At 67.5% G+C, this 19,925-nt stretch carries 14 protein-coding genes; 3 read left to right on the top strand and 11 right to left on the bottom strand.

The features are described 5' to 3' along the window. Positions 1 to 211: 211 nt before the first annotated feature. The 11 genes from drmC to WMF34_RS05925 form a co-directional block, all read right to left on the bottom strand. Positions 212 to 973: a DISARM system phospholipase D-like protein DrmC gene (drmC, locus tag WMF34_RS05875; RefSeq protein ID WP_437992670.1), complete on the bottom strand. Its 762-nt coding sequence runs from the start codon at positions 971 to 973 to the stop codon at positions 212 to 214. After that, positions 973 to 2,808, bottom strand: a complete 1,836-nt coding sequence (gene drmB, locus WMF34_RS05880; protein ID WP_437992671.1) for a DrmB family protein — start codon at positions 2,806 to 2,808, stop codon at positions 973 to 975. The genes drmC and drmB overlap by 1 nt, the downstream gene beginning before the upstream one ends. Continuing rightward, the gene (drmA, locus tag WMF34_RS05885) at positions 2,805 to 6,842 is read right to left on the bottom strand and encodes a DISARM system helicase DrmA (protein ID WP_437992672.1); all 4,038 of its coding nucleotides are present in this window, start codon (positions 6,840 to 6,842) and stop codon (positions 2,805 to 2,807) included. The genes drmB and drmA overlap by 4 nt, the downstream gene beginning before the upstream one ends. 18 nt (positions 6,843 to 6,860) lie before the next feature. Beyond that, complete coding sequence (locus WMF34_RS05890; protein WP_437992673.1) at positions 6,861 to 7,208, bottom strand: O-methyltransferase; 348 nt, start codon at positions 7,206 to 7,208, stop codon at positions 6,861 to 6,863. Next, complete coding sequence (locus WMF34_RS05895; RefSeq protein WP_437992674.1) at positions 7,126 to 11,295, bottom strand: Eco57I restriction-modification methylase domain-containing protein; 4,170 nt, start codon at positions 11,293 to 11,295, stop codon at positions 7,126 to 7,128. The genes WMF34_RS05890 and WMF34_RS05895 overlap by 83 nt, the downstream gene beginning before the upstream one ends. Next, positions 11,292 to 14,402, bottom strand: a complete 3,111-nt coding sequence (gene drmD / locus WMF34_RS05900) for a DISARM system SNF2-like helicase DrmD (RefSeq protein ID WP_437992675.1) — start codon at positions 14,400 to 14,402, stop codon at positions 11,292 to 11,294. The genes WMF34_RS05895 and drmD overlap by 4 nt, the downstream gene beginning before the upstream one ends. Next, entirely contained in the window at positions 14,399 to 14,839 is a 441-nt protein-coding gene (locus tag WMF34_RS05905; RefSeq protein ID WP_437992676.1) for a very short patch repair endonuclease, read from the bottom strand. Before WMF34_RS05905 ends, drmD begins: the two co-directional genes overlap by 4 nt. Beyond that, complete coding sequence (locus WMF34_RS05910) at positions 14,802 to 15,965, bottom strand: DNA cytosine methyltransferase (protein WP_437994617.1); 1,164 nt, start codon at positions 15,963 to 15,965, stop codon at positions 14,802 to 14,804. Before WMF34_RS05910 ends, WMF34_RS05905 begins: the two co-directional genes overlap by 38 nt. A gap of 332 nt (positions 15,966 to 16,297) precedes the next feature. Further along, the gene (locus WMF34_RS05915) at positions 16,298 to 16,738 is read right to left on the bottom strand and encodes a hypothetical protein (RefSeq protein WP_437992677.1); all 441 of its coding nucleotides are present in this window, start codon (positions 16,736 to 16,738) and stop codon (positions 16,298 to 16,300) included. Positions 16,739 to 16,749: 11 nt separating this feature from the next. Continuing rightward, positions 16,750 to 16,911 (bottom strand): hypothetical protein, encoded by a 162-nt coding sequence (locus tag WMF34_RS05920; RefSeq protein WP_437992678.1) that lies wholly within the window; start codon positions 16,909 to 16,911, stop codon positions 16,750 to 16,752. A gap of 8 nt (positions 16,912 to 16,919) precedes the next feature. Then, positions 16,920 to 17,153, bottom strand: coding sequence for a hypothetical protein (locus WMF34_RS05925; protein ID WP_437992679.1), 234 nt, complete (start codon positions 17,151 to 17,153; stop codon positions 16,920 to 16,922). Between the two features lie 253 nt (positions 17,154 to 17,406). Between WMF34_RS05925 and WMF34_RS05930 the strand changes: the two genes are divergently transcribed. From WMF34_RS05930 to WMF34_RS05940, 3 genes are all read left to right on the top strand, one after another. Continuing rightward, a complete protein-coding gene (locus tag WMF34_RS05930) occupies positions 17,407 to 18,252 on the top strand; it encodes a hypothetical protein (RefSeq protein WP_437992680.1) in 846 nt (281 codons plus the stop codon). A gap of 368 nt (positions 18,253 to 18,620) precedes the next feature. Then, positions 18,621 to 18,905: a helix-turn-helix domain-containing protein gene (locus WMF34_RS05935; protein WP_437994618.1), complete on the top strand. Its 285-nt coding sequence runs from the start codon at positions 18,621 to 18,623 to the stop codon at positions 18,903 to 18,905. Next, positions 18,886 to 19,866, top strand: coding sequence for a serine/threonine-protein kinase (locus WMF34_RS05940; RefSeq protein ID WP_437992681.1), 981 nt, complete (start codon positions 18,886 to 18,888; stop codon positions 19,864 to 19,866). The genes WMF34_RS05935 and WMF34_RS05940 overlap by 20 nt, the downstream gene beginning before the upstream one ends. Positions 19,867 to 19,925: the final 59 nt, after the last annotated feature.

Genomic DNA, 19,925 nt, shown 5'->3' on the forward strand with positions numbered 1-19,925 from the left:
TGTTCGGCGCTCGGCGAGCACGACGCCGCGTGAACAGCGTTCGCGCACGGCGCGCTGCGGGCATTCGCACAGAGGGGGCTCTCGGGAAACGGCTCGTCCAGGAGAACGCGCGACGGAACGTGGTCCCGTGTCTTTGGGGCCTCACCGCAGTAGATGCACGCCGCGAGTGTCCGCTCGTCCCCTATTGGCACGATCTACTTCATGGCGGACCTCACACACGGTCGATGATTCTCACATCGATAAGCGCCTGCAGATGGTCGCTCAGCGTTTTCGGCACCGGTCCGCCATTGATGAGGACGCCGGCCTCCATGTTCTTCTCGAGGGCGTGGCCGGTGAGGTTCGCGCTCGTAATGAAGGCGCGCGCGCCGTCGACGACACCGACCTTCGCGTGGACCTTGCCATCGACGAAGGGCTCGGGCTTCTCCTTCCAGGTGAAGAGTTCCGCTGAGGGAACGCGCGTTCGCATCGTGGCTGCCGGGTCGTAGTTCAGCGTGCCGCCGTGGCTCGTCGAGGCTTCGAGCAAGATGCGCAGGCGCACTCCACGGCTTGCAGCGTCGTTGAGCGCGGTGGCGACGCTGGGGACATCGTAGGCGACGAAGCTCACGAGGAAGAAGTCCTTGGTCGCGCTGGCGATCAGGTCGAGCAGCACCTGCTCCGTCCGGCGCGTCGGCACGAAGCGCGTCGTCGGGCCGGTCCACACCAGCTCGACGCTCAGCTCACGTTCGACGCGCAGGCGCGCCTCGGCGGCGCCGATCAGCATGCCCGCCACCTCGTCCCCGCTGGCCTGCACCTGCCCCCACGCCGCGACGACGCGTCCGACGGCGGCGCGGGCAGCGGGCGTATCGGCCAGCATGTTCGTGGCTGACGCCGCGCCGGGACTCGCGAGCCCGCGCAGCGCCGACGCAACGGTGCGCACCTTTCCTGGAGAGACGAGAGCTACGAGGTCTACGACCGCATCGAGGAGCGCCTGCATCAGATCCCCGCGAAGAAGGCCGCGTCGGTGACTTGCAGCGTCGGGATGACGAGCGCGCGATCGAGATAGCGGTTGCCGCACTCGCACGACGTCTCGGAGACGAACGAGCAGGCGTGGCACGAGGCGGCGTGCAGCGACGAGTCGGTCCTCGGGTTGTGCTCCGCGCAGAGGGGGTCCGAAGCGCAGACCTTCGCGCGGTCGAGCGCCTGCCGCAGCAAGCGCCCGAGGTTCTCGGGCTTGCCCAGGTCGACGAGGCCGCCGAGCGTGCCGTCGGAGTCGGCAGCCGCCGTGTAGATCAAGATGCCCGCCTGAGACTTGCCATCCTCGGTGTCGGCGTAGACGCGTTCGCGGATGCTCGCTGCGTTGTAGCCGCAGTCGAGCGCCAACTCGCGGATGAGCAGGTGCGCGACGGTGTGGAGCAGCGAGAAGCGCATGCCGGGGAAGTCGCCGTCGGGATCGAGCTTACGCTTTGCGCGCCAGCCGCGGTGTCCCCGGCGTAGCTCGGCTTTCTGGCGCCACACACCAGGATGATCGCCCGCCCACTTCACGAGCGCGTCCTCGGAGAACTGTAGGAAGATGCCCTCGCCGTGGACCTGTGTCGCTGGCACCCAGTTGGGCGCGGTCCGCCCGATCGGCGCTCGCCCCGCGCCCCCACCCTCGTTGGATGACTCGACACGCGTGAAGCCGAGCAGCGCGTTCACCTCACGCAGTCGCTCGAGGAGCAGCACGCGCGAGAGGTACGGCTCGAAGCCCTTGGGCACGTCCGCCCTCTTGCTCATGAAGTGTGGGTAATCGGTCGGAGGCGTCGGTGACGTGAGCACGTCCCACTCGGGCCCCTTCAGGTCGAGCTCCTCGTCACCCACGGTACCGCTGCGATGGGCCTTGATGGCCTCCCACACCTGGTCGCCCGTGAAGGCATCGATGCCGGGGAGCTGCGCCGACTTCTTCAACGTCTTCACGACGGCCGCCGCTTCGACGGCGCTCTCGACGTCCTCGAAGAACGTCCAGCCGTCGGCGACGAGCTGCACCAGCGGACTCCCCGTCTGCGGGATCGCGAGCACCGAGAGCGTCACCGGGAACCAGCCGTTCGTCGCGCCGAGCAGGATGGCGCGCGGGACTTCGGCACAGCCGTCCTCGAACCTGTTGAGGTGCGGATGACGCCCACGACAGCCCGGCAGGTTGTCCTTGCCGACCCGGCCGAAGGCCTGCGCCATGCTCTTGGCTGCGCTGCACGAGTCGCAGCGCACCCACAGGTTCTCGGTCTGGAGCGAGGCGCCGCTCTCGAAGAAGCGCAGCGTACCCTTGCAGCCAATCGGCCCGCCGTGGACGAACCAGTGCCAGGGGAAGTCGTCGAGATGTCCCTCGCGGCACGCGAGAAGGAAGCGCGCGGGCACCGCGTCGGCGTCGCGTGGCTTCTGGTCACCACGCGAGCCGGTGCAGCCGTTGTGGACGAAGCGCGTCCTCTCCGGACGGTAACGGTTCACCTTCAGCTCGAAAAGGCCCGCGTCGAATGGCGAGAGCAGCCCGCACTTCACGCAGCGCATCCAGCGCGGGAACGGCTTCACCGGAACGCCGACGAGCGCCTCGGCCGAGAACGGATCGACGCCGTCACTGTCGGTCAGCGGCGGCATGCGCAGCGACTCGACTTGGTCGCCGAGCACCCGGCGCACGTTGGTGAGCAGGCGCGCCTCTTGGATCGGCTGGCAGCGCCCCAGCTCCCAGCGGTCGATGCCCATCGTGATGACGGAGAGGTTCGGCAGATCGATCAGCGCGCCGGGCCCGTACGTCCACAGGAGCTGGCTCGGGCGGACTTCGCCGACGGGTGTCTTGCTCATTGCGAGTCCTCCCCAATCTCTTCGGATGTCGCTTCATCGTCGGGCGTAGGGCGCGGGCGCCAGACCGGATCTTGGTTCGATCGATCGTCCTCCATGATGAGGTTTACGCCCGGCTCGACTTCACGCATCGACATGGGAACGGTCCACGTCGACCACGGCTTGATTCCCGGTGCTTCGAGTAGCGCGTACGCGGTCGGGCCCGCCCCGTACTTCTGGTACACGAGCATGCGTCCAGGCACCGCCGCCTCCTTCGCCCACTCGTCGGCGCGGCTCTTCATCTCCGCCGTCGCGAGGTTCTTCTTCGCCGAGTCCTCGGTAACCTCCCACGTGCGTTCGGTGACCGAGTCGACGGTCGAGACCATCTCCGGGCGGCTCGGGCTGTCGAGCGCGCCCGCACCGGGATTCGGTGCGAACGGCTCGAAGCGGTTCCGCATCACGGCGAGCATGGCGCCGGTGAGCCCACGATCCATCGCGCGCGGCGAGAATGGCGTGACCGACTGCGCCTCGACGTATTGGTAGAATGTGGCGTGATAGTGCTCGAAGGTCTCGTAGTGCGAGAGGTCGCGAGGTCGCGCCCATGTGAGCACCGCCGCGACGATGCCGGGGAACGCACGGCCGACGCGGCTCGTGGCCTGGATGTACTCGGCCGTGCCCTTGGGCTGGCCGTTCACGACCATTACGCCGAGGCGATTCACATCGACACCGACGGAGAGCATGTTCGTTGCGAGCACGACATCGATCGGCCGAGGAGCGGCCGGCCGCTGGCTACCGGAGCCGGACGGTGGCGCCGCCGACGGTCTCGCAAACTTACTTGCGCTCGGATCGAACGTACCGTCGAACGGGATCTCGAGCTGGTCGAGGTACTTCGGGATGTCGGCGTTGCTCACGCGCGACGTCAGCTCGGCGATGGTCGAAACGCTCCGCTGCTCGAGGCCGGGGCGCTGCACGAGGCTCATCTTCACGCGGTACGAACGGGTCTGGACATCGTCTTCCGCGAGACGCTTCATGCCGCCGAGCTCGCGCAGCGAGTTGAAGTAGCCGACGAGCGTCATGTATGGGTCGGCGATGGGCCCGAACGCGTCGAAGAGCCCCTGCGCCGCCGTGAGGAACGCGGTGTACGTGCGGATGAGCACTGCAGGACGTGAGCTGCCCGGCGAGCAGATGCCCATGTACCGGCGCCCCGGCTTGCTCACGACCGAGCGCTGCACCGAGAAGAAGTCGTCTTCGACGTCGAGCGCCTTGGGCGGGAAGATCGCGAGGCGGCGCATGAAGACGTTGCGCACCTGATCGCCCGCGCGACGAACCGTCGCCGTCGACGCGACGATCTTCGGGCGCACCTTCGTCTCAGCGATCTTCCACGAGCAGAGGTCATCGACGGCGGTCTCGTAGAGGCCGACCATCGTCCCGAGCGGACCGCTGATCAGGTGGAACTCGTCCTGGATGATGAGGTCCGGCGGGCGCACGCCGCGCACCGGCTTCACCTTCGCGGCGGCGTGATGCTTTCGGGCCCTATGACCACCGCCGCAGTCGTGGCCCGGCCAGAGTAGACCGTGGCGCTCGCACTCCTCGTGCACGTTGCCGAAGAGCGTCCGCGCCTCGGCGCGCCACGCCATCATCGCGAACTTGTCGACGGTGGCTATCATCATCGTCGGAGGTCGGTGATAGATCTCCTCGTCGACGAGTTTCACCGGCAGGCCAGGATGCGCATTGGTGCTGGATTTGGCCTTGCTGAACTCACAGCGTGCGAGCTTGTCGCCGCAGTAGATGGCCGTGCGTCCGGCGACCTTGTCGACCTCAATGTCGCGACCGGGCTGGATCTCGGAGCCGCACCACGGGCAGCTCATGAGCTGTGCGGGCGATGCGATGCCGGCGCGGTTCCGGTCCTTGTCGCGAATGGCCTCTATGGCTTGGTGCGAAGCTTCGGTGGTCCCCGGCGTGACCTTGTTGCCGACCCACAGGCCGAGCGTGAACGGCTCCGCGCCCCACCTGGCGACGTCGCCCTTGCGGATGCTCTCCATTGCGCAGAGCAGCGTGGCGGCGCGCTGGAACTGCTGCAGCGTCAGGAGGCGCAGCGTGTAGCGCATAATGACGGTGAGCCCCCGGCCGCCATCAAGGTGCTCGACGACGCCTTGCAGGCGGCGGATGCCCATCGCGAAGGCAGCCACTCCCAAGTACGCCTCGGTCTTGCCACCGCCGGTGGGGAACCAGAGCAGGTCGGCAAAGGCCTCGGCGGGGCTCGTGCGGTCGGGGTGCTTCGGGTCGGCGAGCGACGGGATCGACAGCAGCAGGAACGCGAGCTGGAACGGGCGCCAGGAGCGGTTCTTCCGCACGTCGACCGAGTCGAAGGTCAGCTCCTCACCGCGACGGCGCTTGAGCGCATAGATGCCTCGGACGCGCTGGCCGGCCATCGCGCTGTTGGCGAAGCGGAAGGACTCCAGCGCCTTCGGCTCGGAGAGCAGTACCTTCAGGCCTGCGCGCAGGCGTTCGAGCGTCGTCTTGCAGCGGTCGAGCGCGTCGTTGGCAGGGGAGTCGTAGCCCTTGATCTCCTTGCCAATACGCGCACGCTGGTGGCCGATCCACGCGGCGTAGTCGTCGACGAGCGTCTTTAGTGCCTCTTCGAGCTCGGCCTCGTCGAGGTCGGCGAGCGAGAGCATATCGAGCCATCCCCGCTCGACCATCTTCTTCATCGCGGGTCGGTCGTCGGGGTCAAGGCCCGGCGTCTCGGTGACGGGCACCTCGTAGCTCGGGATGACCTCGGTGCGGACCTCGTGTGCGCGGGTCGGATCGTTCGAGGGCGTCTCGGCGTGGACGGCCACGCCGTGTCCTACAGCGAACTCCACGCGGCGCCGGTAGATGAGCCCGAGGTGGTCACGCTCGGAGTCGTCTACGACGACGTCGTTGCTCGGGCGGCGCCGGAACACGGGCGTCCCGGAAGCTTCGCCCGAGCCCTTCACGCTCAGCTCGGGCTGGAAGAGCCAGGCACTGTCGCGGTTGGTCTCAGGCTCGCGCTGGTCGTTGACGAGGAACAGCGTGACGAGGCGCTCGCCCTTGGCGTTGGTGCGCACGGCGCCCTGGATGCGGACCTCGTCCTGCTCGCTGTCGGGAGCGAGCGGCTTGATGGGGCCGTCCTCCAGCGTGAGGGTCACACGCCCACCACGCGGCAAGCGGCGCCACACCTTCACCTTCGTTTCTTCGACCTCACCCGTCTCGCGGTTCTTCCTCGGGCGCGTGTACTCGTGCGCCTCCTTCGGAACACGGGCGTAGCTGCCCCAGCGCGCGGTGACGTCGAGCGTCTTCACGTCAGGGCCGACGCAGAACGTGAGGCCCATGCTCGATGGCACGAGCGACTGGTTGTTGGTCGTGTCGATTTCGTCGAGCGAGTCATCCTCCGGATCGACCCGCCCGCTCGCACGGTTGAACTCGGCGCCGGGCTCGTGGAGCGGAGCGTCGTTCTCCTGCGCCGAGTCGTCCTCTTCGTCGGCGGCCCCAGCAGGCTCGACCTCGGAGCCCGTCATCGCGTCTCCCGGCGTGCGCGGAGCGAGCTTTCCGACCAGGTAGCGGTCGCGAACGCTCATGTCGACGATGAACTCCTCGGGGCCGTTCGCCGGGCCGAGTAGATCGTCGCGCGTCGCCAGCTCAAGCAGCTCGCGCACGTAGGCGGCGTCTTGGATCAGCGGGACGTCGGCCGACGACGACACGCCGTCGCGCGCGAGCACGGCGGCGATGTCTTCGGGGCGCAGACGGGCCACGAGCCCTTGGGGTAGCGTGAGCCCGACGTCGACGAGAGAGCCCGCCTTCTGGACGGTATGCAGCTTATCGAAGTAGAGCCTGGCCGATTCGAGGTCGGCGCGGATGCGCAGGATGCGCCCCACGCGCTTCAGCGCGCCGCCCGCATCGACGACGACGACCCAATGGCCCGGGGCGAGTGCTCCAAAGCCCGCGCGAACACCGCCGAGCCGAACGACGAACGGGCCGAGCGGCGCCGTCTCCTTTGCGAGCCATACCTGTGCGTTCGGTGCGGCCATCGTCGTCATGCGTCGAACCTCATGTGCCTACAGCTCCACGCGCGAGAAGTATGAATAGAGCCCGTAGAACTTCTTGTAAACGTAGAAGGGATCTTCGCCCATGTCTGAGCTCGGCAAGTCGAACCCCAATTTACGGCGCGCGTTGTGACTCGACTCCATCGTCAGCCGCTCCAGTGAGGACAGCGCTGGCAAATCGAGTCTGTGTGGGGCATCGGTCGTCGAGTAGAACTCCCAGCTCCTGACGAGCTTCTCAATGCCGTCGGGACCGGCTTTGCGGTGTCTCTGCTGGATTTCATCGGCTGGTCCTCCGTGTGCTGGCCTTCTTTTGCGAGGCGGCGGCCTTGGTCTTCGTGGGGGACTGAGCGCCGCGTGCATCGACCAGGGCGAGCGAGCCTTGTTCGGCGGGCGTTGCTCTCGCGCGGCCCTTCGTGGCGCGCGGCTTCCTGCAGTGCGGCGCCGGGTTGGCTTCCTGCTCATCGTACCGCTGGCGATTCAGGGCCGCGAAGCGGCGTAGAATCTCGGCTCGCGCTGTTTCCGAGATTGTAAACCGGGTCCGGTCGTTCCCAGGGAGGTAAGCCACCGCGTGGAAGCCGTGCTCCAAGGTCACGTCGCCCCATCCGTAGGCTGCCATGACCTCCTCATCGATCTGGCGATGCATGTCACGCAGTTGATGGATGCGTTCGTCGCCGTGGCTGGGATCGTGAAAGCGGCGGTAGCACTTGGTAAGGCCGATTCGTTCGGCGCGCATGATTCCGGTGCGTAGCTGGTGGTACGACTTGCCTAGCCTCGACAGCAGGGATCCCTCGCGTACCATGGCGTCTGGAGGTAATGGAAATGTCTCGAATGCGTCCGTGGGGCTGTATCGGAGCGCGGCGCCCAGCGTCGATGAGTGTTGCCAGGCGAAGACGGCGTGGGGCGTGGACTGGAGGAGTGCCAAATAGGCGTAGGTTCCGCGCGCGAAGACGACAACCTGCTCAGAGAACACTGAATCTGGAGCCACTAGCTCGAATGCAAGGCACATGCTCACCCGAGCAACAACCAGTGCCCTTGCAGGTGGAGGTGCCTCCGGGGCCCATCCACTTGGATGCCGTTCAAAAAGCCGACCGCGACCGAGCGCGTGATAGAGGCTCGGTCGAGCATTCCAGTGAAGCCACCACATGGACATGATATTACGGTATGACTTCTCGGCGCTCTTCTCGAGGCGCTCCGGATAGACATGTTGTCGCAGCCAGGCGTACGGCGCTGTGTAGCTCGCGGCCCTTTCATGGGACCAATCCCAGAAGTTGATCACCCACCGGCTCCCACGTTGCAGTGGGTCAGAGTTGAGATCTTCACCATTGATATAGGGAAGAATCACCTCTGAGTTCCGCGCGTCGTGCTCAACCATGCGCCGCGCGTCGTCGGAGGTGAGGATGAATCCCATCCCGTTTACGAAGGAGCCAATGAACATCATTCCTTCGTTGGCAGTGAGCGGTTTGGGAGCCCAGTCGTCTCCGGCGGACAGTTGAGCCGACACGCTGCGGACCGGACTACCCCCAAGCTTTCGCTCGCCTGCCCACTCTCCCTTGCATATGTGGACGCAGCTCGTAACCACGGCCGCGGTTCCTGGCCAGGGCTCGTTCGGGTATGCCGAATAGATGATGGCTCCTTGTTGAGTCAGCCACCCGAGGCCGCCTTCGCGAGTGTCACCCTCAGCAATAGTGTTTACGGCAAGCAGGCCGAACGCTCCACCTTCGCGCAGGAGCTCGAACGCAGTGCGGAAGAAGTGGGCCACCAGGTCGGTGTTCTTGCTCGCCGGTCGATGGATCGCCGCAAGGAAATCGTTGAAGGCAAACCCCAGGACGGTACCGATTCGCTTGCCGCCAAGGAACGGCGGGTTGCCAATAATGGCGTCGAAGCCCGGCAGCGAGCCGTGGAAGACATCGGGGAATTCGAGCGGCCAGTGAAAGGGACGACGCGGTCCTCCGCTCGGCGAGTCCCTCGACAAGTCAATGGCCGCGCGCTTGGCCATCGCCTCGGTCGCGCGTGCGTCGCCCTTCAAAACACGGTCGGCTTCCGCCGCGAGCGCTGCAAGCCGCGTCTCGACGACCTCCGCACCCACGGCTGCGAAGACCACGCCGATGAACGCGTCGGCGAGCAGCTCGGCGGCTTCGAGCTTCTTGCGCGCGTCGGCGTCGAGCGTAGCCATTGCCTCGACGTCCCGGATGTCGCGGATCGGGATTTCGTGCAGCTTGCCTCGTAGCTCGACAGCCTCCGCGACCGCGCGCTCGATGGCCTTGCCGAACAGGCGCCTCTGCCGCGTGGACGACGGAGCGAGCGTCAGCTCGGTGAGCTGATCGAGGCGGCTGATGCCGAGCAAGCTGTCGCCGCGGCGAAGGTTGTGATCGAGGAAGCCGAAGGGCCGCCCCTTCGAGAGTGTCACGAGCCACAGCGAGAGCTTCGCCAGCTCGACGGCGAGTGGGTTCAGGTCGACGCCGTAGAGGCATCGCTCGGCCACGATGCGCCGCGCGTTCTCGGCGCGCACCTCGACGCCGGGCGGTATGCTCTCGACCCTGGTGCGCGGCTCGTGGACCTGCCCAGTGAGGTCGACGACGCGCCCCGCTCCCTCTTCGATGGCCCACGCCTCGACGAGGCGCGCGCTGAGGAAGCGGCACGCCTGCACGAGGAACGCGCCGGAGCCCATCGCCGGGTCGCAGACCTTGAGGTCGAGGAGCTCGTCGGGCGTCTTCAGTTTCCACTCGGTGCGCGGCGCACCCTTCGCGGGGCCGTCGTAGGCGAGCGGCGTGAGCGTCTCTTCGACGATGCGCTCGGTGAGGCTCTTGGGCGTGTAGTGCGTGCCGGTCTCGCGCCGATTGGTGCCGAGCACCACGACGAACGCGCCCTTTGAGTGGACCAGCGGGTAACCCCACGGATCGGTGCGGAGCAGCCGTACATAGGGCTCGAGCCGATCGCGGAGCTTCATGTCGCCGCGACACGCCGAGAGCAGGCGCGCGCTCTGCTGCGGCTCGACCTCGGCGGCGAGCTCCTTCTCGATGGCCGACTGCGAACGCTTCGAGCGGTCGACGAGCAGCTTGGTTACGTCGGCCTTGCCGTCGAGGCGCGCCGACTCCAGCTCGCCGAGCGTGACGCGCGCGTCCTTGGCCTGCGCGCCTGCTTCGAGCTCCAGCGTCACGTCGTCGACGCGTGCGACGGTGCGTTCGAGCAGACCCTCGTAGACGTGGCCGATCTGCTCGACGTCGAGCGCGCGGTAGGAGAGCGTGCGCCCCTCGAAGGTCTGGATGGCTTCGAGGAGCAGCAGCACCGTGCGGTCGTCGATGGGCAGCGGCTCGGCGCGGTGCTGGCGCCAGGACGTGCCCTTGAGGCGTCCTTCGAGGAAGGGGAAGCGGTCGGGGTCGAAGAGCGAGCCGCCCATCGCGGGCAGTCGCAGCGTCGGATGGTCGATGCCTCCGAAGACCGCACGGAACACCGCGAGCAGCCGCGACCACGCGGCGCGTCGCCGCTCGAGGATCTCGTCGCTTTCTGCGCGGAGCTGCATGCGCAGCGTCGAGACGGCGTAAAACGAGTCGTACCGGGGCTCGCCCAAGAGCAGGAGTCCGCGCTCCTCGGCGGCGAGGAGGAAAACAAGCCGCATCATCACGGTGAGCCCCGCCTCGTAGAGTTCCTGGGGCTTCACGTCGCGCAGCAGCTCGCGGTTGCGATCTTGGTCAGCGCGGTCGAGCGCCTGCACCAGCACCTCGATGGCGCGCCGTACCTGATCGCCGAGGGCGTCGGTGACCTCGTCCTGGTGCTTCAGCGAGCGCTCGAAGAGCATCGGGAGCCGGTCCTGCTCCGGCGCGAAGAAGCGGCGCACGCCGAGCAGCGACGCGAACGCGCGAAGCGTTGCGGGCTCCTGGCCCCAGATGCGTGCGTACCAGCTCGCGAAGGTCGCCACCTGGCCTGTGGGCGCGTGGACCAGCATCCAGCGCTCGCCGTTGGTGACGAGGCCGAAGGGCTCGTTCAGCGCGCGCAGGTGCAGCGCCATGCGGTCGCCGGGCGAGCACGAGAGCCCGCCGAACTTCACCGAGGCCGAGAGATCGGTGTCGGGCGGGAAGATGTGGATGAGCGCGCGCACCGCCCCGCCATGCGTCGGATCGACGAAGACAAGCTCGGGGGTGATGGTCGTGTCGTGCTCCGGCAGCTCGGCGACCGACGCCGGCACATCCTTGCCGGTTTTCAGCAACTGGTCGTCGGCCTCGAGCGCGGTGCGCAGCACCTCGTCGATCCACGCGGCGTGAAGCTTGTCGCGGTCGGCGTCGTCGCCATCGACCGCGTCGCGCCACTCTTCGTAAGCGCTGCGCAGCCGCTTGGCGCGCGAGGTGTCGAGTTCTTCGAGTCCCTGCGGGAATACCTCGCGGAGCACGGGCACAGCCAGGAACGGGCCCGAGACCTCGAGCAGGTTCAGCCACTCGTGCTTGGCGCTCACGACTTCCTCCTGCTGGCGAGCGACTCGGGCACCAGGAAGATCACCGAGACGGGGAACGTGTGGTCGACGAGGCCGGTGTAGCGCTCTTCGACGGCGAGGCGCTCGCGTTCCCGCTCCTCGGGGATGCGCCGCAGCCTCGCTTCAAGGGCGAGCCGATCGCGCCGAAGCTGCGTACGCTCGTCCTCGGAGAAGAGCGAGAGCTGCTTCGGCTCCTCTCTCTTCAACTCGGCTTCGAGATTCTTGGCGAGGTCGTCGAGGAGCTGGGTGATGTCCTGGATCTCGCGGCGCTTGCGCGTCTCGAGCGTGCCGCCAAGCACCTTGAGGCGGTCTTTCGAGCGCGTCGTGACGGCGCTCAAGACGGCCTCGGTGTGCTTCTGGAAGCGCGTGCGGACAGCGTCGAAGAGCGACTCGTCGATGGTGCCGGGCGCCGACGAGTCGAGCCAGGCGCGCAGCTTAGTGATACCGTCTTCGCGCTTGAAGCCCGCGTCGCGCAGGTAGCCGCCCGCCTCGGTGAGCTCCTCGTGGAGGCGGTGGTGGTTGCCTCCGGTGATGACGAGGCGCGAGACCACCGCGACGGCGGGACCATCGAGCTTTGCGTCGGGCAGCGTGCGTACCGTGACGCGATGGAGCTTCTTCACGTCGTCGCGGGCCCACACCTCGGCGCGCAGCAGCCGAAGGCTCATCTGCACGAGCGGATGGTTCAGGTGGACGAGCACCACGTCGTCGCGCCCCTTGGCTACCTCGTGGTCGAAGGTGATGGGGCGGATGCGCTTCGTGTACGGGTGCTCGAGCCCGTCGAGGCACCGCGACCAGGAGCCTGCGAGCGCGGGCATCTGGAACACGCGGGCGCCGGGGAGGTCGGGCAGCTTCGCTGGTGTCAGGTCGGGCTTCTCGGTGAGCGCGATGGCGACGCGCACCACGCGCTCGATGCGATCGGGCGTGAGGTGCTGCTCGCTGCGCGTCGTCGTGAGCCGCTCGTGGAGCTTGGCGATGCGCTCGCGCAGCTCGCGCTCGGCCTTCACATAGCGGCGCGCTCGCTCGATGCGCTTCTCGGCGAGGCCGGTGTCGATCTCGCGGCGGCGGCCTTCGAGCAGCGCGGGCAACTGCGGGGCGATGACCGGGTTCACGCTGCCCATGTCGGCACGCATGGCGTCTAGCTTGCGGAGCGCACGGAGGATGTCGTCGCCGTGCCCGCCGCTTGCGTCGACGGGGTGCCAGATTACGACTTCGCTCTGCTTCTGCCCGTGACGGTCCACGCGGCCGTTCCGCTGCTCCATCACGTTCGGATTGTAGGGAATCTCGACGTGGACCAGCAGGTTGCAGTGGTTCTGCAGGTCAATGCCTTCCGAGGCCGCGTCGGTCGCCAGCAGGATGCGCACCGGCGACTCGCGAGGGTCGGCCTGAAAGGCCGCCTTGATGCTCTCGCGCTCCTTCGGGTCCATTCCGCCGAAGAGCAGCGCGAGCCGGTCGCCGCCGAAATCGTGGCTGGCGAGGATCTCGTGTAGCCACTTCTGCGTTGCGCGGTACTCGGTGAAGAGGATGACGCGCGCGTTCGACCACGCGCCCTTCGAGCGGAGGGTTTGCTCGAGCCAGCGGATGAGCGCTTCGGCCTTCGAGTCGGCCTTGTGGCTGGCCTGCTCGGCCCATGAGCGCAGGCGCCCGAGGAGCTTCTTCTCGTCGGCCGAGAGCGGGCGCAGCCGACGGCTCGCCTCTTCGATGGCCTCGGACTCGGCGGCCTCGCGCGTGTCGTCATCGGCGTAGTCCTCTTCGGTCTTGGCGATTGCGCGCCGGAGAATGCGCTCGTCGAGCCCCGAGGAGCGGCGTGCCTCGCCCTTGCCCTCAATGGTCGCCGTGTGCCGCGCGAGCGTTGCCATGAACGCGGCGGGCGACGACGCGAGGCGCTTGCGCAGGAGCTGGTGGACGAAGTGCGAGGCAGCCCCCTCGCGCTCGTCCTGCTTCTCGCGGCTCGCGATGTACTGTTCGAGGAGCTGGCGGGCCTCGCGCTCCTCGGCGGTGTACTCGACGTTCAGCGCTTCGAGTCGGCGCACCGGGTAGAGCTTCTTGCCCTTGGCGTCGACGAGGTCGCTCTTGAGTCGGCGCACCATCACGCGCGCGAGCTGGTCTTCGGGCGGCAGGATGTTGCGCGAGAACCGCTGGTCGTCGAGCAGCTCAAGGAGCGCCGTGAACGACTCGGTGTAGCCGTCGTGCGGCGTCGCCGTGAGGAAGAGCTTGTGCTGGAAGTGCGGAGCGAGCAAGCGCACGAGGCGGGTGCGCAGGCTCTCGACGGCGTACTTGCCAACGGTGGGCGCGACGTTGTGAGCCTCGTCGACGACGAGCATGTCGAAGCGGCGCGGGAATGTCGGCTGCAGCGGGAGCACGTCGCGCAGGAGGCGAATGCCTTCGCCCTGCTTCGCCCAGTCGATGGAAGCGATGAGCCTCGGGAACGACGTCCACGGGTTGGCGTGGAGGCCGCGCTCACGCCGCGAGCGCTTCACCAACTCGGTGTCGACGATGCGGAACTCGAGGCCGAACTTCTCGGCCATCTCGGAGCGCCACTTCTCCTGTAGCGACGAGGGGCAGAGCACGAGGATGGTCCGCGCGCGGTGGCGAAGGAGCATCTCCTGGATGACGAGCCCGGCTTCGATGGTCTTGCCGAGGCCGACGTCGTCGGCGATCAGCAGGTTCGTGCGCGCCATGTCGATCGCGCGCACGAGCGGATCGAGCTGATAGTCCTCGATGCTCACGCCGCTGCGGAAGGGCGCTTGGAGGTAGCCGCGATCGGCGTTGGTCGCCGCGCCCCAGCGGACGGCGTCGAGGAAGGCTTCGAGCTTCGACGGGTCGTCGAGCGCCGAGAGGGTCGGCAGGCCCGCACGCTCAATGACGTGGGCGCCGGGCTCGAGCTCCCACAGGACTTCGATCTCCTCGCCGAGCGCGTCCTCGTCGATCGACGCGAGCTTCACGAGGCTTCGCTTCGGCAGTTCGGGCGAGACCGCCGACGCGTCGACGTCCGAGACTAACCACTGGCGGCGCCGAACTTCGACGAGATGCCCAGGCTCGGGCGCAGTCGCTGACAGCACAGAAGTTTCGGTGGCGAGTCGACTTGTCATGCGTGCCCCTTCGCGTTGCGTCTGCGGACTACTTGGGCGATCCGCAATGCAGCTTCGTGCGGCCTCTCGTGCGCCCAGACCCGCACCACCTCCCAGCCGTAGGCGCGCAGGCGCGCGTCCGTGTCACGGTCGCGTTCCTGGTTCGCAAGGATCTTCGCGCGCCAAAACTCTGCATTCTGCTTTGGCCACGTTGCGTGCTGGGGGCAGCCGTGCCAGAAGCAGCCATCGACGAACACGGCGACGCGCGGCCCAACGAACGCGACATCCGCGACCCGGCGCGGCTTGGTCAAGACAGGGACTTGGATGCGGTAGCGGAGGCCAAGGGCATGGAGCTCGCTACGAATCGCCGACTCTGCAGAAGTGTTCTTCTGCCGAACCCGCCGCATGCGGAGACTCGCTTCAGGAGTGGACGGCGCTACCCGTGTGCTCGCAGCCATTCCGCCCCCTGCGGAGGTTCGTCGACGGCGAGGCCTGGCCGACGTGTTTCTTCACGTGCTCGATGATGCTCTCTCCGATGACGCGTCCGAGGTCGACAGGCACAGCGTTGCCGATGAGGCGCCCGAGGACCTCGAATCGGACCGGCTCCCTCTCGGGAACGAAGGAGTAGTCCTGCGGGAAGCCTTGAAGAATCGCACCCTCACGGAGCGAGAGGGCGCGGGCCTGAGAGGGATGCCCGAACCTGCCGTTTCCGAAGCCGTAGAACTGTGTGGTCAGCGCGGGGGCGGGCTCGTCCCATTTCATGCGGCCGTAGACCGACGGGTACGTCTTTCCCGTGTTCTTGCGGTGGCACTCGGCAACGAGATGCTTCGGCCAGTCACGCCACGAGCCGCCGGGTTTCGAAGCCTTGATGCGCTCGAGATTAAGTGGTGAGAGGCGAGCCGAAGTGTGCAAACGGTCTTCGGCATCACTGCGGCCATGCCGCAGGATGGGGAGTCCTTTTAGGACGTCCGCGACGGTCTTGGTCCCCGATTCGTTTGGCGCGCGCAGCTCGATCGGGCCGTGCAGTGACGCGAGGAGGACGGTGCGGCGACGACGCTGCGGGAGGCCGTACTTGGCGCAGTCGATGACGTCGTACCAGACGTCGTAGCCTTGGCGTTCGAGCGTCGCGACGAAGTCGTCGAACACCGCGTGCCTCGTCACGGCGGGGACGTTCTCCATCGTGACGACATCAGGCTCGACCTGTTCCACGAGGCGGCCAAAGTGGTTGAGGAGGCTCCAGCGCTCGGTCCCGATGGTGTCGTAGCGGTTCGAGTAGGTGGAGAAGGGCTGGCAAGGTGCGCAGCCCGCGAGTACGCGGACGGCGGCATCACCGAACCAACGCTCGATCTCGGATGCTTCCAGTTTGGCGACGTCGTACCGATGAAACGCGACACCCTCGTGATTCGCCTCGTACGGGTGCTTGCACGCCTCGTCGAAGTCGACGCCTGCGACTACGCGCACACCAGCATTGAGGAGCCCGTGGGTCAGCCCACCTGCTCCGCAGAAGAGGTCCACGCACACGACGTCCTGTTCGGGCTGCGGGGGCCGTCCGTTCGTCGTCGTCGTGCGTGCCTTCTTCTCCATCTCCTCTGTCACCACACTCGCCGTATTCGTGCGTCTCTTCGCTTGCGGCCTTTCCCTGGTGGAGCCACTCGTCGACCTCGGATCGCTTGAACTTCTAGACGCGGCCGATGCGGTGTCTGGGAAGGCCCCTGTTCGTGATCCATCCATAGACGGTAGCCCTGGCGAGCCCGAGGTACTAGGCCGCCTCGCCGACTGAGAGCCATCGATCGTCCATCCGGGATCTCCCTCTCGGGGTGCATTCTCCTGAACATTCGAACCGTTACCGACCGCGCCGCAAGGGTATCACCGAGGCAAGGCTGGGTTCAATCGGTTCCATCTGGTTTTACCTGGTTTCATGGGTAGCGGGTCGGGTTCGTCGGATCATCGTGGAGCCCCCAAGCCGCTCGCTGCTCGGCCCACATCCCAGCGTGCGCCGCGGCCCGGAGTGTTCGCTCGGTAATCGGCTCGGCCCCGTCGACGGCTTCGCGCGTCAGGACGGCGGCCTGGAGATCGGGAGCGAAGAAGCGCAAGTCGAGCAGATGCGTCACCCTGGCGCGCGTGAGCCCCAGCTTGTGCGCTACGGCCGACCTATCGGCGACGAGCCCCCGATCGATGCCGCCCTGGAGGGGGTGCGAGCGGACATGCATCCGGGCGACCTTGGCGGGGCGCCGCACGGGCTCGGGCTTCGAGGGCGGCGGCTGCTCGGTGAGGAGCACGCGCGAACTGCGGCGGCGGAACAGCGTGCCGGTGAAGACATGGCAATCCTGCGGCGTCGGCGAGTGGGTGCTCGCCATGCGGCGGCCTCCTACGAGCGGGCACCCGCGCTGAAGTTCACGAGCTCGACCTCGACGACGCCCGTATCCTCCTTCACGCGCACCGCCGCGACGAGGGCGTGCAGCAGGCGTCCGCGGTTCTCGGGCGTCATCAGGCCCCACACGTTCGCGAAGTCGCGCAGCGCGCCGAGCATCCACACATTCACGTCGCCTCCGCGTCGGCGGTCTCGAGGTCGCCGAGGTCGCGCTTGGTCTCGGCGAGCTTGCGCTCGGCGGCGACGACTCGATCCGCCTCGACGCGCAGCCCGGCCTCGGCGAGCTCGCCCGCGCGTTGGGCACTGACGCCGTGTGGCGCATCGACGCCGTCTGGCGCATCGATGCCGCCCCCGCCGTTCGCCTCCCTGGGCCGCTCGCGCCCCCTAGCCCATCTGGACACGCCCCGATCCATCTGGACATCCCCCCTCGCCCATCTGGACAGGGGGTGAGGTCATCTGGACGTCCCGCCCGCCCATCTGGACAGGGGGCGGGGTCATCTGGACATCCCACCCCGCCGCCTCGCCTCCCGGCTCCCCCCACCCGTGTCCAGATCCTGCTCCGTGCTGGACGTCCCCACGGCCGAGCTCATCCTTGCCGCTTTGCGTCGTGCCTCGAGGGGCGCGGGTCGCAGGAGGAGGGGTCAGGCAATCATCATGGCAAAGCAAGCAAAGGACTTCGAACGCTGGGTCAAGGCTGCCGCCGAGCTGGGGCGGACCGACAACCCGCTGAACATTCCGTACGACATCGCCGTGCGCGAGGCGGTCGCCGCCGCGGCGTTCGTGAAGAAGTACTGGGAGCCCGACGGCGATCGCCCGGGCCTCAAGCGGGTCAAGAGCCGCCTGCCCGCATCGAGCGGCGAGGAACTGCTCTCCATCGTGCACGCCGTGCAGGAGGCGCAGACGCGGCTGCTCCTCATCGTCGATCCGGCCGTGGCCGATCTCGGCGAGCGCGCCCGGTTCGTCGTCGATGAGATCGAGTCGGCGCTCGAGTTCCTGCTCGACGACGACGTCGACGAGCCCGCCGACGCGCAGCTCGCGCGCATCAAGGAGTTCCACGCGCAGGACGGCCAGCGATCGAGCGCCCTCTCCCAGGCGCTCCGCGATTACGCGGGGCTCGCGGAGCCGCTCAAGGACCGCCTGGTCGAGGCGGACGAGGCGTTCGACGTGCGCCTCATCGCCGAGGCCAGGAAGCTCGCGGAGGATCTGCAACGGCGAGCGCTGGAAGCGGCCCCCGAGGCCGGCGCCTCGGCCGCCGCGACCACGATCCGCAACCAGCTGCTGCACCTCATGGTCGGGCGCGTCAGCGCCATCCGGAAGACCGCGGCCCACGTCTTCCGGCGCCACCCCGAGATCGCCCGCGAGGTGACGAGCGCTTACGAGCGGCGCCGGCGCGCGGCGGCGCGGCGCGAGAAGGCCCGCAAGGCCACCGAGGCCGGCCAGGCCAACGGCAAGCCGGCAGCGGCGCCCGCGCCTGGGACCCCGGCGCCCGCGACCTCCTAGACATCGGCCGGCGCTCGGCCGTCGTCATCCCGGCCAGCTCGCCGTCCGCGCGGAAACTGCGCTCCGCGGCGTGTCCGCTCTCATCCATCATTGCGGTTCGCAGCCTTCGGCCGCGATAGCGCTACCTCGAGCCCACCCCCAGGGTACCGGGCGCGCACCCGCGGCAGGCTCGTCGCCGACGAGATGAAGCTCCCCCTCGGGCCGATCTCCGTGCCTCCTCCGCTTCCCGTAGAAGTGCAGCTCGCGACGGGCTAACCGAACCGGTTCCATCATCCCCATCCTGCACAGGCTGACTGAGGTTGGGACCGACGGCGTTAAGCGAGGATGGGCTTGTGCGGCGATATAAAGCCGTGTATAAACCGATGCAGATGCGTTCCCCATCGGTGAAAGCGCTCCGATCGAAGCTCGGCATGACCCAGCAAGCTTTCGCTTCGCTGCTGGGCTTCAGTTTCGTGTCGGTCAACAAGTGGGAGAACGACGGCTCGACGCCCACGGGCCTCAGCGCCGTCCTCCTCTCACTGCTCGAGAGCGCGCTCCACGCGCATCCCCCGGTGCACGTCGTTCAGGCGCTGCGTGGCGCAGGCGGCGTTCCTCTTGCTGTTGTTCGAACCCTTACCGAGCTGGAGCGCACGGATGGACGTCCACAAACCTAAGCTGATCTTCGACCTCGGACACTCCCTCGGCCATGGAGGTCAGGCCGACGTCTATCTGCTGCGTCTGCGCGCCACGGGCAGCGTCTTCGCGGGCAAGTTCCTGCGCGAGACCTGGGACCCTTACGCGCGCGAAGCGTTCATCAAGGAGGCAGAGCGGCAGGTGCGCGTCGCTGGCGACCACGTCGTGCGCATCGTCACGTGGAACTTCGAAGTAGAGAAGCCGTTCGTCGTCATGGAGTACATGCCGCGCGGGTCCCTCGCGAAGGAAGTCGAACGACGTGGTGGGTTCACGGTTGTGGAGGCAATCGACGCCACGCGCAGGATCGCCGTGGCCCTCGCCGAGTTGCACGAGCACGGCGTCCTCCACCGCGACGTCAAGCCGGGTAACGTTCTTGTCGACGCCGGTGGGCGCCTGTTGTTGAGCGATCTCGGCCTCGCGGCGACGATGACCTTCACCGAGTTCGTCCAGGCGCGCGGCTTCGTTGGCACTGAAGGTTACGCCGCGCCCGAGCAGTACCAGGGGCTCGCCTTTCCGCAGTCGGACGTCTTCGCGCTCGGCAGAATCCTGCGCGAACTGATCCTGAGCCGACCTGATGGCGTCATCGCGGCCCTCGGGCAGCAGGCTCTGCTCGTCGCGGACCGGCTCTCGACGAGGAACTGGTGGAGCCGCCCCACTGCACGTGAAGCCGTGTCGATGCTCACACAGCTCATGCCGCGCACCGTCACGCCTCTGGTCGCGAGGCCCATCCAGCCGCGTCACGCGCCCGGCCCGCCGGTCCAAGCGTGGCATCCGGCACCGGCTGCACCGGCTGGGTCTGGAAGCGGCGGCGGCCTCGCTGCGTTGGTCTTTGGCGGGTTCGCGGTGGCCGGCCTCGCGGCGCTGTTCTCTGGAGGCAGTTCCACGTGGGATCCGGCAGCTGAGCGCTACCGCGGCCGTGACGGGCGGTTCAAGAAGCGGTAGTCGTTATGGCGGCATTGATGCTCGCGTAGCGCTCCTATCACACGCCGCCCGCTGCTCGG

Origin of the sequence: Sorangium sp. So ce145, from assembly GCF_051525985.1 — a bacterium.
Classification (GTDB): domain Bacteria; phylum Myxococcota_A; class Polyangia; order Polyangiales; family Polyangiaceae; genus Sorangium; species Sorangium cellulosum_B.

Excerpts from the sequence above, each read along its gene's own strand:
- drmC (WP_437992670.1), bottom strand. The coding sequence starts at position 973 with ATGCAGGCGCTCCTCGATGCGGTCGTAGACCTCGTAGCTCTCGTCTCT.
- drmB (WP_437992671.1), bottom strand. The coding sequence starts at position 2,808 with ATGAGCAAGACACCCGTCGGCGAAGTCCGCCCGAGCCAGCTCCTGTGG.
- drmA (WP_437992672.1), bottom strand. The coding sequence starts at position 6,842 with ATGACGACGATGGCCGCACCGAACGCACAGGTATGGCTCGCAAAGGAG.
- WMF34_RS05890 (WP_437992673.1), bottom strand. The coding sequence starts at position 7,208 with ATGCACGCGGCGCTCAGTCCCCCACGAAGACCAAGGCCGCCGCCTCGC.
- drmD (WP_437992675.1), bottom strand. The coding sequence starts at position 14,402 with ATGACAAGTCGACTCGCCACCGAAACTTCTGTGCTGTCAGCGACTGCG.
- WMF34_RS05905 (WP_437992676.1), bottom strand. The coding sequence starts at position 14,839 with ATGGCTGCGAGCACACGGGTAGCGCCGTCCACTCCTGAAGCGAGTCTC.
- WMF34_RS05910 (WP_437994617.1), bottom strand. The coding sequence starts at position 15,965 with ATGGAGAAGAAGGCACGCACGACGACGACGAACGGACGGCCCCCGCAG.
- WMF34_RS05915 (WP_437992677.1), bottom strand. The coding sequence starts at position 16,738 with ATGGCGAGCACCCACTCGCCGACGCCGCAGGATTGCCATGTCTTCACC.
- WMF34_RS05920 (WP_437992678.1), bottom strand. The coding sequence starts at position 16,911 with ATGCTCGGCGCGCTGCGCGACTTCGCGAACGTGTGGGGCCTGATGACG.
- WMF34_RS05930 (WP_437992680.1), top strand. The coding sequence starts at position 17,407 with ATGGCAAAGCAAGCAAAGGACTTCGAACGCTGGGTCAAGGCTGCCGCC.
- WMF34_RS05935 (WP_437994618.1), top strand. The coding sequence starts at position 18,621 with ATGCGTTCCCCATCGGTGAAAGCGCTCCGATCGAAGCTCGGCATGACC.
- WMF34_RS05940 (WP_437992681.1), top strand. The coding sequence starts at position 18,886 with ATGGACGTCCACAAACCTAAGCTGATCTTCGACCTCGGACACTCCCTC.